The organism is Pseudobutyrivibrio xylanivorans (assembly GCF_010906925.1).
In the GTDB taxonomy this organism is placed as follows: domain Bacteria; phylum Bacillota; class Clostridia; order Lachnospirales; family Lachnospiraceae; genus Pseudobutyrivibrio.
In genome coordinates this window covers 223578-238631 of sequence record NZ_VTVE01000003.1, presented here as the reverse complement: position 1 = coordinate 238631, position 15054 = coordinate 223578, and the positions used below count along the sequence as shown (strand labels likewise).

Annotated in this window: 11 protein-coding genes; 1 reads left to right on the top strand and 10 read right to left on the bottom strand. The window is 38.7% G+C overall.

The window, feature by feature from the left end; all coding sequences use genetic code 11:
• Positions 1–13: 13 nt before the first annotated feature.
• Both F0Q01_RS10420 and F0Q01_RS10415 read right to left on the bottom strand, forming a co-directional pair.
• Complete coding sequence (locus F0Q01_RS10420; RefSeq protein WP_090488704.1) at positions 14–1996, bottom strand: hypothetical protein; 1983 nt, start codon at positions 1994–1996, stop codon at positions 14–16.
• On the bottom strand, positions 1968–2945 hold the full coding sequence (locus F0Q01_RS10415) for a glycosyltransferase family 2 protein (RefSeq protein ID WP_090488702.1): 978 nt from the start codon (positions 2943–2945) through the stop codon (positions 1968–1970). Before F0Q01_RS10415 ends, F0Q01_RS10420 begins: the two co-directional genes overlap by 29 nt.
• Before the next feature lie 408 nt (positions 2946–3353).
• Here F0Q01_RS10415 and F0Q01_RS10405 point away from each other — a divergent pair, with 408 nt between their 5' ends.
• Positions 3354–4016: a DUF3800 domain-containing protein gene (locus F0Q01_RS10405; protein WP_090488700.1), complete on the top strand. Its 663-nt coding sequence runs from the start codon at positions 3354–3356 to the stop codon at positions 4014–4016.
• Positions 4017–4327: 311 nt separating this feature from the next.
• Here the strand turns inward: F0Q01_RS10405 and F0Q01_RS10400 are convergent, their stop codons facing one another.
• From F0Q01_RS10400 to F0Q01_RS10365, 8 genes are read right to left on the bottom strand one after another with little or no spacing between them, the layout of a single operon-like run.
• Positions 4328–6622 carry an LTA synthase family protein gene (locus tag F0Q01_RS10400; protein ID WP_090488699.1) on the bottom strand — a complete coding sequence of 765 codons (2295 nt, stop codon included), beginning with the start codon at positions 6620–6622 and terminating at the stop codon, positions 4328–4330.
• Complete coding sequence (locus tag F0Q01_RS10395) at positions 6594–8384, bottom strand: HAD-IIIC family phosphatase (protein WP_090488697.1); 1791 nt, start codon at positions 8382–8384, stop codon at positions 6594–6596. The genes F0Q01_RS10400 and F0Q01_RS10395 overlap by 29 nt, the downstream gene beginning before the upstream one ends.
• 24 nt (positions 8385–8408) lie before the next feature.
• Positions 8409–8648, bottom strand: coding sequence for an acyl carrier protein (locus tag F0Q01_RS10390; protein ID WP_090488694.1), 240 nt, complete (start codon positions 8646–8648; stop codon positions 8409–8411).
• 8 nt (positions 8649–8656) lie between these two features.
• On the bottom strand, positions 8657–9511 hold the full coding sequence (locus F0Q01_RS10385) for an AAC(3) family N-acetyltransferase (protein ID WP_090488692.1): 855 nt from the start codon (positions 9509–9511) through the stop codon (positions 8657–8659).
• Positions 9512–9526: 15 nt separating this feature from the next.
• Positions 9527–10828, bottom strand: a complete 1302-nt coding sequence (locus F0Q01_RS10380; RefSeq protein ID WP_205467979.1) for a DUF4910 domain-containing protein — start codon at positions 10826–10828, stop codon at positions 9527–9529.
• Between the two features lie 2 nt (positions 10829–10830).
• Positions 10831–11757: a glycosyltransferase family 2 protein gene (locus F0Q01_RS10375; RefSeq protein WP_090488690.1), complete on the bottom strand. Its 927-nt coding sequence runs from the start codon at positions 11755–11757 to the stop codon at positions 10831–10833.
• A gap of 33 nt (positions 11758–11790) precedes the next feature.
• The gene (locus F0Q01_RS10370) at positions 11791–13395 is read right to left on the bottom strand and encodes a glucosyltransferase domain-containing protein (protein WP_090488688.1); all 1605 of its coding nucleotides are present in this window, start codon (positions 13393–13395) and stop codon (positions 11791–11793) included.
• Positions 13396–13433: 38 nt separating this feature from the next.
• Positions 13434–15053 carry a glucosyltransferase domain-containing protein gene (locus F0Q01_RS10365; RefSeq protein ID WP_163927227.1) on the bottom strand — a complete coding sequence of 540 codons (1620 nt, stop codon included), beginning with the start codon at positions 15051–15053 and terminating at the stop codon, positions 13434–13436.
• Position 15054 lies beyond the last annotated feature (1 nt).

The following is a 15054-nucleotide window of genomic DNA, read 5'->3' as shown; positions in this document are numbered from 1 at the left end:
AATATATTCCAAACTAGTTTTTCACAAAAAGCATATTTTTTAATATGATTTCATCATTGGTATTATTTTCAAGCACTACATCAAAATCATCTACCGATTTTTTAACATCCAAGCTAACAACTACTCCATTATCAGTTTTATCAATAACTTTATATGAAAGAGCATCTTTAAATCCTGTAGAGAAATCTATATCTAGATTATCCACGTTAGTTCCCTGGATTGTCACAGTGTATTTCCCCTTGTAGATAGGAGTATATGGACCATGAACCAATCCCCCATTATCCATCAGGATATATTCCCATGTCTTCTCACCCTCGGAATTGAATACCATTTCTGTTGGCTTTACTACGCCATCAAATACACCATTATTAAAACGGATGCATATATCATAATCATATACTAAAACATGGAGTCTATGATTCTCCATCTTTTTTGTTCTTTGATTAAATACTGGTACATCCTCTTCGAACCAATCATCGATTGGCTTTTCAAAATAGTACTCTATAAGGCCATATTCCTGATTCTCATTCTCATCAAGAATTAAAAAAGTCTTACAATCATCATCTTCATAGACTGTCTTATCTACAAGGCACTCGTATGTAGCGATATTGTATTCATCTACCACAATCGCTCCAAGTCTCAATTTCCCATCAGAATACACTTCGTTAGCATATGCATTCCAAAATGAGCCATAGCCCTTCTCGAGACCCTTTTCAGCTATTGTATTAGCAAATTCTCTTTGACGCTGATATATTTTATGCCAGCCAATCGAATCTTCTAGCATGCTACAAACGCATACAATTACTCCCAAAACAAATGATGCTGCAATACCTGCACTAATCATCGTCTTTTTGTTCAAAAAGTATGCATAAACATATCTTGCAGAAATCAAAACATCAACAAATATTACTGTAATAATATGGTAATCGTTTAATTTAGTAGTAAAAATCGCAATCACCAAAAGAATAACATTATGAAGATAAGCATAAATAAGGAAAAATCTTACAGATTCATTCTCTCTTTTTATTGCTATCAATTGTGAAATAGGCAATATGAAACAAATCAAAGTACATGCCACAAACACTACCAATGTTGCCAGGCCCTTTATTGATGCGATAGAAGATCCTCCAAAATATCCAAAGCAAAGATAAAAGTTTTTGAATACTGTAAGGAAATTTTTCCCTAGCTTTTCTAATGTATCAGGAAGCACCAAATCATTTGACTGGCTTACAAAAAAAGTAAGCTTGCGTCCTAACACTTTAAAGAAGCCAAAGCCTATCACTGATGGAATCAGTATGTACAATAAATTTTTATATATGTTCTTGAAAAAATTAGCTACGCTTTTATCGTTATATTTTGCTAATCCATCTATAAATACCAGTAATAAAAATGGAAGTGTAATCTCAGCAGCCCATCTCAAGCCACCAGATAAAACAAGCGCTTCTATAATACAAAAAGCAACTTTTTTCTTTATATTTGCAGACTCCTGTCTAATCTCAAAAAACAGAGTCAGCAGTAACGTAATCCATAGTATTGTAGATGTATACATGCCAGAGTAGATAATTACATCTCTAGCATTTACTCCACTTACCACAACTGAAAACAACGGAATAGCTAACAGCCAAGAGTTGTCTTTAAAAATACGCTTGCACATATTGATGATTGCTATACTTGCAAAAATAATAATGAGCAATGTACCAATCATTCTTGCTACAGGCAAGTTTCCAATTAGAAAATATGGCAGCATAAGAAAAATCTGAATTCTCATCAGATTAATATCACCATTTCCATATATCCATTGCTCAGGAAATATATCCTTATGTTTTACAATTGCACGAATAGCTGAAATCTCAACCGCATTATCGGAATGGATAAAAGTGAGTCCAAATGTAAACATGGAAATGATTATGCTTATAAAACTTATTACAAATACTAATCCTAGGTCTTTTTCCATTGGAGAAGTATTTCTAATCTTCGCTTTTATTGTCTTTAACATCAATATTATCCTTTTGAATTATGCTTTCTACTATATAGATAGGACGCCCCTTAACTTCTAGGAATATAATAGCCAAATACTCTGATATAAATCCCAGTATCATAAACAGAACGCCAAACATGATACATAATACCACTATTATAGTCGAATAACCATCTGGCGCATTTCCAAGGAAAAACTGCACTACAGAATAAATCATCAAAATGAAGGCTGCTATCAGAGACACTATTCCTGCGTAGATGCCTATTTTAAGCGGTGCGTCAGAAAAATTACATATTGCATTAAGAGACAACTTCACCAAAGTCCTCAGGTTGTAGTTGCTCTCACCTGCTACTCTTGCTCCCGCTTCAAATTCAACAGTAGTCTTTTTAAAACCCACATTCTGAACATAGCCTCTTAAGAATCTAACTCGTTCTCTATAATCCTCTCTGAGCACCATAGCCACACGATTAGAGATAGCAAAAAAGTCCGACGAATTATTCTCAAAATTTGCCTTAGACATTTTGTTCATAATTCGATAGAAGGCTGATGAGGTGACTTTCTTAAAAATACCTCCATCTTTTCTTCCTGTTCGCACCATAGATACTACATCGTATCCAGCATCAAACTTATTTAATATCTCAGGAATCACCTCTGGTGGGTGTTGTAAATCCGCATCCATACAAATCACAGCATCACTCTTTGCATAGTCAATTCCAGCTATCATAGCCGCCTCATGACCTCTGTTAACGGCAAAATTAACTACCTTAACCTTGTCATTAGCTGCTACAAATTTAGTGAGAAGATTAAGACTGCCATCAAGACTTCCATCGTTGACAAAAATCAGCTCATAGTCCCATTTCCCATCACTAACAACACTTTCCATTACTTTGGTAGTGGCACCGTAGAATTCCTCTATTCCTTTTTCTTCGTTATACACTGAAACTACTAAGGATATTTTCTTCTGCATGTTTTTTCTCTCGACTTATATCAGTTTATATATTTTAATTTTTCAGCCTGTTATTATTCAAAATTTATCTAGCTCACTATAATGCCGTATACAAACAAACAGCTAGTGCCTTAACAGGTGTATCCGCAGGATCTATATCCTAATTATTAACCTGTAAATAATCAGTCACTAGCTGTAGGTAATTATATGTAATTATAAGGGATTTAGCAAGTTAAGTTGTGCTCAACCAAATTGTTAATTCATCAATTCTTTTCTATCTTACAATCTTTTCAAAATCTGCCTTTGGATGCTTACAGATAGAGCAGATGAAATCATCTGGAAGTTCTTCTCCTACCCATTTTAGCTCTTGTAAATTAATCATTTCTTTGATATCATAGCTTTACCAAACATATGTTTCAGGGGTGTGTAATGAATTCTGAAAAGTATTTTATTTTCGATGAATCAGGAAATCTCGGTTCAACTGGTAGATATTTTGTTATCGCTTGTGTTGAAACGACAAATTATAAAACTTTAAACCATGTAATGAAACGTAAATTAGGAAAAGCTAAAAATATCTTTCCTGATTTAGCTACTCTGCATTCTCATGAAATAAAGGCCAAAGACGCCTATCCATGCATTAAATATCATATTGCGGAGACTTTGGCAAAAAAAGATATCAAAATTTCGTATATAGTTGCTGATTTATCTCATATTAAACCTACATTACTTAAAGAAAAAAATATATTTTATAATTATTTAATGAGATTGCTTTTAGATTATCTATTAAGCTCTAAAGATAATGGCAAAACCATAAATATAATTTACGACAATCACACTACTAAGGTTGGATCAGTCAATTCATTAAATGAGTATTTGCAACTTCACTTTATATATGAAAAAGGTTATGACATTAATTTTACTTTTCAAAGTAAAGATTCTGATGCTGCAGATGCTTATTCGGTACAAGCCGCTGATTATGTTGCTAACTCGGTTTATTCATTTTATGAATACAACCTTTCACTCTATTATGACTTATATAAACCCATATTACATCACAAAATCATCTTTCCACCCGCGAAATTTGGTAAGTAATTAATTATTTCTTGCCTTTTTCCGATATACATAGTAGAATATAATTCCAATAAGAAATTTAGGCGTGTAAGCCTATAATGATGTGCGTTTATTTTTTGCATAAGTTGCCTGTGTGGTAACCATTATTATAGCGGCGCCTTTTTATTTGTCTAAAATTTGATATCTCATTTTGTCTATATATTTTTATAAACTAAATAAGAACCCGACCAACGGGCTCTCATTTCATGGTGAAGATAAAGTGTCGCGGCTCACGCCGCGGCCTTTTTTATAAAGAAGACCTTAAATAATTTAGGCTCCTTCTATTTAATATTTTACCTCACCGAATACTTCTCTCCATACATCCTATCGTACTGCATCATCCACATGTTAGAAAGCACCTGCTTTTGCTCGTCGGTAAGCTCTATCATCTCATCAGTCTCTGGGTCGATGCTGATATTTCCGGATACCACCGTAGGTACATCAGCAGTAGCCACATAGTTCATATATGGATCTGTTGCCATGCCAAGCTGGCTTAAAAACATAGGTGTAAATCTGTATGCTGGCACGTCAGCGCCGAAATCAAACTCAGCGCCATAATTGTTCCAAACTAAAATAGGTGTCTGGTACTCCTGGATTATCTTCTCAGTGCTGGTTGGATTTACTCCAAAATATCTGAGAGCTGGGCAGTGGTCTCCCCAGAATACGATAATCACATGATTATCAACTGCCGAGAAGTACTCTAAGAGAGCCTTCAGCTCTTCCATAGAGGCTGCCTCTAGGTTCAGATAGTTCTTTAATTCCTTGTTCTCAGGAATGTCTGTATTCATGTCTATCTCGATACCACCGTGGAATGAGTAGCTGTATGCACCGTGATTCTGAGTTGTCACAACGTGGGCAAAATATGGCTTTGACTTATCACGATTATTGTAGTCATTTATCAATGAGATATAGGCATATAAATCATTGGCCCATGCGCCTGTCATGTACTCCTCAGGTGTATCACCAAGCTCCTCAGAGAAAATCATCCTATCAAATCCAAGATAGCCGTATCCTGTTCTTCTATCGTAGAACTCACCTGTATTGGTGTGCAGACCTACAGTCTCATATCCCATGTCATTCATAATGCTGACAAGTGATGTCTCCCCATCAGAAATCTGATTGTTGAGAGGAAATCCTCCTGTGTTAGAGTGGCGATAGCCTGTAAGCATCTCATACTCTACATTCAGCGTACCACCGCCAGCCTGAGGACTTACAAGGTCTCCTACGTAGAAATCCTCATCTAGCTCATGTAGATAGTTGAGGGGATCTGTATTCCACTTGCAATCATATATTTTTGACATATCATAGAGGGACTCGCACTGGACGTAGATTATATCCGGCTTCTCGCCATCAAAAGCTGTCGAACCTATTCCATTGTCCGCAATAAATGTATCAACAAATTCCTCTGAATATCCATCTGGAGCCTGTATTTCTCTAGGCAGAGCCTTCATAGTACCTACAAAATATCCGTTGCTTGTATAGTACTCCTGGAGGTTTAAGACAACAGTCTCACCCTCTTTTTTCACGATATAATCATCCAGATTATGTAAGTAGAGACCAAATGATAATGTGGCAAGGCCTAAACCAGCCAAGCGCACGTACCTATTATTAATAACTGGCTTTTTCCAAAGCAATACTGCTACCAATATAGATACAATCAGACTAATCCAAAATAGCTTTGGGATGACGATTGTATATCCACCAACGACCTTGGCAGCCTCCCCAGCCATCTGTAGCTGGGAGAAAGTAAATGCCTCGCCTCTCATCTCGTAATAGTTGTATCCAACCAGTGCAAATACTCCTGATAAAAGCACCCCCAGAGGGATGTAGATAGAGTACAGCTTCACTGCCATCAACAGGATTATATTTAGAAGTGCCAAGCCTGCTAAGTTTGCAATTACATAGTAGCCCGGTCTATCTTTCGCTAAAAACGAGATAACCTCTGCATCAAATAGAGTGCTTCCATTGTAGAGAGCCTCTACAAACAGATATTGGAAAATGATAAATCCAGCTACTGCTACGGCCTCAAGCACTCTACAAATTACTTTTGCAGCCTTCTTCTCTCGCCAAATATATAGGGCAAATGCAATAGCTGTAGCCACGGCAATGCCTGCAAATACTTTTATATAGTCGGCAACAGTCTTTACTTTTGTGATGGCAACTCTAGATACAGTTACCTTGCCATCGCCTCCGTAGAAAACTCTTACCTCTAGGTCCTTTATTGGCTCATCCAAGGTAAGCTTTATTTTCTTGCCAGGCTCAAATACCCCCTGGCCATAGACCTTGTCGTAATTGGCTGAGAAGAAATCATAGGTATTCTCCTCTGATTTATTGGCGCCATCGATTACAATCTTGTATGTACCCTTTGGAAGATATACTGCATGGCCATATATAATAGAGCCTGCTGCACCCTCCTCATCTACAGTCACAGAGCCTTTTGACGCTTCAAACTCGGTCTTGGCATCTGCTGCAAAATAAATAATCTTGCCAAACAAATACTGGTAGCTAACATAGGCTAACATGCCAACGAAAATTGCTACCCAAACATACTTCTTAAAACTACTGAACTTCTCTGTCAAGGATTTCATTTTCTATATAACTCACTTTCTCACTATAATCCCCAACATTTAACTCCCATTTTTTATTTCCAGCGTCATCCGTGTCAGTCAGACTAAATCCATAGTCATCAAAGAAATCCTGGACCATGGCATTTTTAGGTGTTGGATAGTAATGTCCAACAATTTTATTAATGCCCTTTGCTCTGGCCTCAGCCACAAGCTGATTCATCATCAGGTCCTCCATGCCTCGTTTAAGTACTCGGCAGCTCATAAGCCACAGACTAATATCCAGTGCATCCCCTACTATTTTGCCAGCCACTATAGTGACAATTCCATTGTCCGCAAACTTGTCTACAAGACGGCCAGCCATGCATATATAGTCATCTGACTCTTCCATAGCTCTGATATCATCTTCGCTACATCTGAGGGTTGTAAGATTAAACTGATTTGATTTATTTGTCAACTGAGAAACTCGTTGTACAATTATAGGCTCAAAGCCTGTGATGGTTGCCTTCATATCTAGGCTCTTAAGATACTCGCTATAATCTGCAAATGCAGCCTTGGCCTTTGAAGCCTCAGCCTTTGCATGATACATATCTGTCTTTTTCATATCCTCAGCAGATAGATTAGTAACCTCAAAATATCCGCTGTGGTCTAGTACCTTAATATAATTTTCCGCTCCATCCATAGCAGGAACTGCTACTCCAGGAAGCTGAGCTGATACAATCTCTCGCTCTGCAGGATTATCGTCCGCAAATACGAAGCTATCGACGCCAAGTGTCAGTTCAGATGCCATTTGCTCCAGATTTCTATCCTTTGGCTCCCAGTTTGCTTTGATGTCTACAAAATCATCTGGGCGAAGAACCCCATCCGGATGATTAAGACCTGCCAGGGCATTTGCCTCTTCATTTTTAGAATCTACTGCAAGCACCGCACCTATATCCTTAAGATTCTTGCAGTACTGCTGAAACTCGGCATATACCTGTCCCTGTGGAACCTCTGGTCCGATTTTGATTCCCTCTACACCGTCATCACCTACGATGCCACCCCAGAGAGTGTTATCAAGATCAAGTGCTAGCACCTTTTTATTACGTCCGTAGATAGACTTAATAATGAAGGCTACCGACTGAGCAATATATGTAATGGCATCCATATTTATGCACTTGTACATGTTCCAATATTTAGCATCGTTCCACTGAGAAATGCCAAAATCAGCTGCCAGATAATCAATATCATTAATGTAAAATCCTGTGTGCTCATTAGCATACTCATAGAATTTCTGGTTCAATCGAGAAACGAAATTTGCCTTGCCTCTATAGTCCCAAACGTCTCGATTGCCCATAAGTCTATAGTTTGGACGCTCGAAATTGTTCTGGATAATAGGACAGTTGAATTTCTCTGATAGTCTCTGCCACATTCCCTCAAATCGCTGATACTCGGCCTCAAGCATATCATCAACTTGTGTTTTATCCATGTTCATCTGTGGAAAATCAATTATATTTCTCCAATTGGTGTGGATAAATATAATATCAGGCTCAAATCCATCTAGCTCTGGAGAGCCAAACATGGCATCTTCCCAGTATTTTCCATACTCTGACTGATAGAAATCTGCCTTTATTCCATAAGACAACAAAAACAGTTCCAGCTGGTCAACCACCTCATTTGTGGTGGAACCACCCAGAACTGCTATCTTCTTTTCTATAAGATTAGGCTGCTCTAAAAGGGTACGCCTTATAGAGGCCTTCTTCCTTCTCAGTGTTTTTACGTCTATCGGATAATTAAAACAATCCATAATCTACACCCTTTATTTAACAAATTAGCAGTGTGCTAAGACTACGTCTACCATGCTGCCTACATTTTTAAGACCTGCTGCCTCATCCATACTAAACTGGAATCCGAACTCATCCTCTACCATCTCGATGAGGTTCATCTGCATCAGTGAGTCCCAATCAGCAATGTCATTTGCGGTAGTTGCATCACTTACCTCAAGGCTCTCGTCATCAAATGCATCTCTAAAAATCTCGTTTATCTTTACTAATACTTCTTCTCTAGTCATTTTATCTCCTACGCCAATCCACCTAACTCAAATGGAATAGTCTTTTCCTTACTCCAGTCTAGCTCATAGTTTTCAAAGGATAGAGTATTGGCTCCGTTATTATTTTTCATGTCATTATACAATAGGGGATATGCTTTTGCCAAATCACAGTATGTGAGGGTCAATCCATGACTCTCAGCCCCTGCTGCAACCCCATTTTCTATAAGCCACTCGTTGGTAATGCTAATCTCCTGCATCACATTCAAGTCACGTACATACATGCTGTAGCATCTAGTCTCTGTGACGCCATTTTTATCAGTATAGCTACCAAAGAAATACTTTGGATGGCGATATGGAACATCCACACACTGCTCAACATAGTGACCAAATGTGATGCCCTGATGTGCCTGAATATCAAAGAAGAGCTGCTTGCCATCATTGTCTCTAAGAAAAGTAAATGGACCTGCATCACCCCAGGCATCCTGATTGTTCATAGCAGCAAGTCTATGGGCGTATTTGCCCCAGACTAAAAATGAATACATAGGATGCTTTGTACGGATGAAATCCTCTCTATTCTTAAGAATCCAGTTATTAAGTGCTCCTACCTCGCCCTTAGTACTGCGGATATCAAATCCATTACCTCTGCAAAAGTCCCATGAGAACACAGGAAACAGCAGAGTGCCCTCTGGACCAACCATCTCTTGTAACGTATTTACGAATTTATTTAAAAACTCATCCCGCTGCTTTATCTTAACATCGCACTCTGTCTTGGCAAGATAAAGTAGCCCAGTGATATCAGATGCCACGTATACTGTGTCACCTGCCCTCACACCTATTTCATTAAGTTTTATCTTTATATCATTAAGAAGTTCTATATCTGTCATTATATCCTCGACTAATTACAATATCTTTATCAGTCCATTGGCATAGAGCTTGTCCACTATCTCAGTAAGCTCCTTTACAGGAACTCCTGTGATTTCTGAAATGCCAATCAAATCATTGCGACCATCTGCATAGGTCATGAAATACATCATAGCCATAACAGCATCGTAGCTTCCCTTTTTGCTAACTGTAGGGAAAAGTCCACGCTTGCCAAGCTGTGGCTCACATGGCTGAGTCATAACGTATATACGATTGTACTCAAGAGCATCTACCACTTGAGTCATCACATCATAGCCACCCTGGAATCCCTCTGGGCTAATAAGTGTCATATCATCTGCACTAGTATGATACTCTGGGTACTCGCCAAACTTACTACGGCAGAAACATACTACAGGAAGGTCTACCCCTGCTGAGTTGTACTGTCTCTCATCCGACCCTCTCTTTAAAAAGCTATAGTCGCTGTATTTCCCATCAGTGTGACTCTTTAATACATTTGAAAGCACTCTATCTGCAAGTGTATCTGCATACTTACTATGTACGATGGAATAGTCTCTGTCATCACCTACACATGAGATATTAAATCCAGCAACAATGTGCTCCTTCATATGCTTCAGGTGGTCACCTGTAGCAAGATATGTTATAGCACCTATTGTCTCTGGAATGATGATAAATCTATATGTGTAGCGGCGATTCTTAAGTGACTTAACATACTTAATAAGCTCGCACATCAGCACAGGTCCTGAGACCTCGTTATTTGCCATAGATGGATGGCAGTCATATGTAGAAAAGAAAATCTCCTCATCGCTCTCACCGGGAAGCACTAATTCTCCGTATGTGAGGTTGCCATCAAAAAGTTCTGAATCTATGTACATGTGGTACTTGCCAGGTGCTAGACTATCTAGCTGCTTCTGGCTCATACAAAATCCAAATCGCTCCTTATAGTAGCTAGTAACATAAGGCACAATGTCTGGCTGGTCTGGCAGTGTAAACACATGCTCCTTAAGCTCATCAAGGTCCACCCACTCATCAACAGGTGTAGAATAGCCCATCACATGTAGATTGCTCACAGCCATATCCACTATGCGATTGCCAGATTCATCCTCGATATAGGCCTCTCTAATAGCCCATTCCTTTGGTACAGTCCAGTCGAATACCTCTGTACCGCTAGCTACATTTTTTATTTCAAATCCGACTCCGTCAGCCTCAGCAATCCTATCGCTGCACATCTTAAGTGTCTGGCGCACGCCCTCACCAGTGATGCTGCGATTAAGTGGAAAAAGCTCTGCTGCAAAATCGTACATCTGCTGTCCAACTGTCATTGTTACTCTTCTTCCTGAACAAGATAAATAGGTCTCTTCTTAGTCTCAAGATAAGTCTTGGCCATGTACTGTCCCAAAACGCCCATGCAAAGAAGCTGGATACCTGAAACTAAAAGAATAATACAAACCATTGATGGCCAACCACTAGTAGGGTCGCCAAGAATAAGTGTCTTTACAATAATTACAAGAATAAATATAAATGCCACAAGGCACATGATTACACCGAAAACTGATGCCATAATAAGTGGTGCTGTAGAGAATGCTACGATACCATCAATAGCATAGATGAATAGCTTCCAGAATGACCACTTAGTCTCTCCGGCAACGCGCTCAACATTTTCAAACTCAAGCCACTTGCTCTTGAATCCTACCCAGCCAAAGATACCCTTGCTGAATCTGTTGTACTCACCCATAGCAAGTATGGCATCTACAACCTTTCTAGTCATCATCTGATAATCTCTAGCTCCATCAACGATATCTGCACTAGAGATTTTGTTCATAAGCTTGTAGAACTTTCTAGCAAACCAAGAGCGGATAGGTGGTTCGCCCTTTCTATCTACACGACGAGTAGCTACACGCTCATACTCACCAGACTCAATATATGAAAGCATTTCTGGAAGCATAGCAGGAGGATCCTGTAAATCTACATCCATGATTACTACATAATCACCAGTAGACTTCTGAAGGCCAGCATAGATGCCTGCCTCCTTGCCAAAGTTTCTAGAGAATGATACATAATGCACTCTCTCATCTCTAGCATGAAGACCTCTAAGAACATCAAGTGTGCCATCCTTAGAACCATCGTCTACAAAGATAAACTCAAGCTCTACTGATGATAGCTTGTCCTCCATACCGTGTACTGTATCGTAAAAAATAGGTGCTGCCTCCTGCTCATTGTAGCAAGGAACAACAATAGATAACTTTTTCATCGTAAGTATATACCTTCCTTATAATTGATATAATTATTCCCCAAATTTGACAATCAACTTGCCATCAACCACTGCTATACTACCATAATCTGGGTAGGTTGGCATAGCCAAAACTGCAGAATCCTCTGCTAGGCTGCCATCATCTACCACGACTTTTTCATTGCCAAATCCGCAGTGTTCCTGCATAAATCTAATGGCGCTGCCATAGGTAACCAGGTCAGAATAAACTGGGAACTTCTCAATTTTAATGGCATCAAGCTCCTCGTTATCATCCACAACAACAAATGTGCCATCTGCATTTTTATCAAAATCTACAAAGACGATTTCCATATCATCATCGAATCCCTGGCAGCTCTTGATATTAGCAGCAAGCTGTGTGAAATATGATGTAGCCTGTCGCTCTGCAATGTCAGCCTTGAGATAGGCTGCATTGTCTAAATAAATATATGAAACCGTAATTACGAATATTGCAATCAGCTGAAGATAGGTAATTAGCTTAATCAACTTCCCTACAATCGCCTGCTTAAAGGTCTCAAAATCCAGTGTCTCAATCAAAATAATAGGAAGTATCAACACAAATGCTGTACCGTAAACCATAAGACTATCTACGAAGAACTCCTCGCTTGTAGATAAAATATATATCACATTCATGCCAACTGGAAGAAGTGCCACCCCTACTAGAGCTGATAGCTTTACTCCTATGCTCACATTTTTCTTGAAAATCAATACAAAAATGTGGATAACAGTAGCCAAAATCACACATAATGTTAATAACCTAAGATACTTGAGACCATTGACTCCCGCATAGCTTCCTGTGAAGAACTCTCTGATACACTGAGCTAGTTTAGCTGGGAACTGAGAAATGTCATAGCCCTTTCCCATTCCCTTGTAGTCCATTGTATCGATGTGCTTTATCTTTTTAAACAGTGCTGCTATAGCAGCCCAAAGGCCAAGTCCCACACCAAGAGTAATCAAATATGTAAATCCGTTTTTGCCGTAATCCTTTACGGTATCTATTCTGTCAGTCAAAACATCCTGAAGCAGCTTAATGAGAAGAATAGAAATAGTCACTGCAAAAAATGCCTGATACATACTAAGGGATAAAACAAGAAATATCACTGCGACCAAAACTTGTTTTACATTAAATTTACCATTTTCCTGTCTAGCACCTATTAGCGCACCAGCGGCCTCCACCGAAAACAGCAATCCTAGGAAATAAGGCCATGATGTAAACATAAAAGAAAAAATACTAGGCACAACTGGATATACAATCATGATAGCGCCAATAACCACCGCGCTTACTTTTGATTTAATATCAAAAATCTGTATCAGCTTGCTGGCAGATAGTGCAATAAGAATCACTGACAATATGCCATTAAAAACTGGCACAGCAAATGTTCTTGAGGTAAATATCTGCAAATCATAAATAATGCCAAGGCCCCATCTATCAAGCTCATAAGTGGCACCTAGAGAAAATAGACTTGCTGTATTGTCATGGTAGGATATTCTGTTAAAAATAATATATCCATGAGCCACTAGTCCAATTATAAGGACTGCAAGCATCCCTATAACTTGCCTATTGTTATATTTACTTTTTAAATTTTTACCAAAAACTTCTATATCATTTAGTATGTTCACAGAAGTCCCTCCATTTGCTATTAATTTAAAGCATCATCTTATTTTAATACAACAACCACGTAACCATCTATCTCTAGATAATCCTCATCTGTGTCGGAATACTCGTCCTTATATTTATCTATTATCTTGTAGTACTCCTCTGCAGTATCTGTAATCCTGATATCGTATCCATAGTGTCCAAAAAGCCTCTGGGTTGCCCAATTGTGATAACCGTAGGCATTAGTGGACCATGTGAGCACATCACCATCGGTAATTGTCTCTATTTTGTAAAATCTGCCTGCAGCTACCACTGCCGGATCATAATCGTATACATGTACATCACACCAGTTTAAAAATCTGTATCCCGGCTCACCAGCGCTAATAAATAGATAATCAGCCTCCTCAATTGAGCGTGTAAAATCTCCGACAAATACGATTTTCTGCTGGCTCAAATCATAATTAGCATCTAAATATTCTCCAATAGATTTAACCTTGTCAGCACATCTTTCACACATGTTGTACTCAAAAGCAAATAGCTGATTAATCTCTCTTGCCGCCTCAAATACCACAAGCACTGAAAGTACCATTGCTACTATTCTTCCAACCTTGTATTTAGAAAGAATAATCATTACCGCAAATACGATAAAGGCAACAAGCACCACGATGGACTGGCACATTCTATATAGTTGCATCACACCGATAAGAAAGCTAATTGAAAACTGGCCAATCACCACAAGAACAGCCAGTACTATTGGCCAAATATCCTTGTTTTTAATTGAGAAATAAACACACATGACAATCAGGGCCGCTGCTGCAATCAAGAACAATGTGATTGGAAAATATCCAGCACCATAGAATATATAATTGCTCATCAACTGATTCTTGAGAGTAGTCCATATTTCACCGGCATTATCCGCAAACTGCCAGCCAATCATGCCTCCACTTGTCTGATATACTTCCAGTCCCATAGCCGCACAAAGAATCCGCGTAATTACGCTGCGCAAAACCATGGCAACTGCTGTAGCCACAACCACAGTAACTACCCAAAGGCCATCGGCTTTAATCCCTAGCTTTTCACCAGAAAAAGACTTTAAAAGTACAATGCATACTCCTAAAGTAACAATCACTAAAGAAAACGATTCATAGCAGCATAGGCCAAATACCATAAGAACCACTGCTATCAAATCATTTAAAAGCTGCCCCTTTAGCTTTTGTCCTTGTACCTTGTACATAAGATATACAGCGATAGCGGACAGCAAAAATGCTACACCCATGCCATTGTGCATGTAATAGATATATACTTCACCGTTCATTGGGTATACAAGCATCAAGGATGTAAACACCCCGTATATCCAACTAGGTACCTTGCCAGCACCAATGGCGTCTTCAAAAACTGCGCACAGCACTGTGCCAGCCAAGATAATAAGGATTACTCCTATAAAATCTATTATAAAAGGTGTGAACTCATTTATCTTAAAGAATTTGTTGATAAGCCATGGTGTAAATCTGCCCATAGAAACAAGACGACCAGAATCTATATACCAGTCGTAAATCACATCATCCACGCCGTAAGAGCAGTGTGTAATCTGGTATCCATAGCCTATTAGTGCAGAAATAGTCACTATAGCTACATACACTTTATCAAATATGAAATTCTTTACAGAATCATTCAGTCTCACT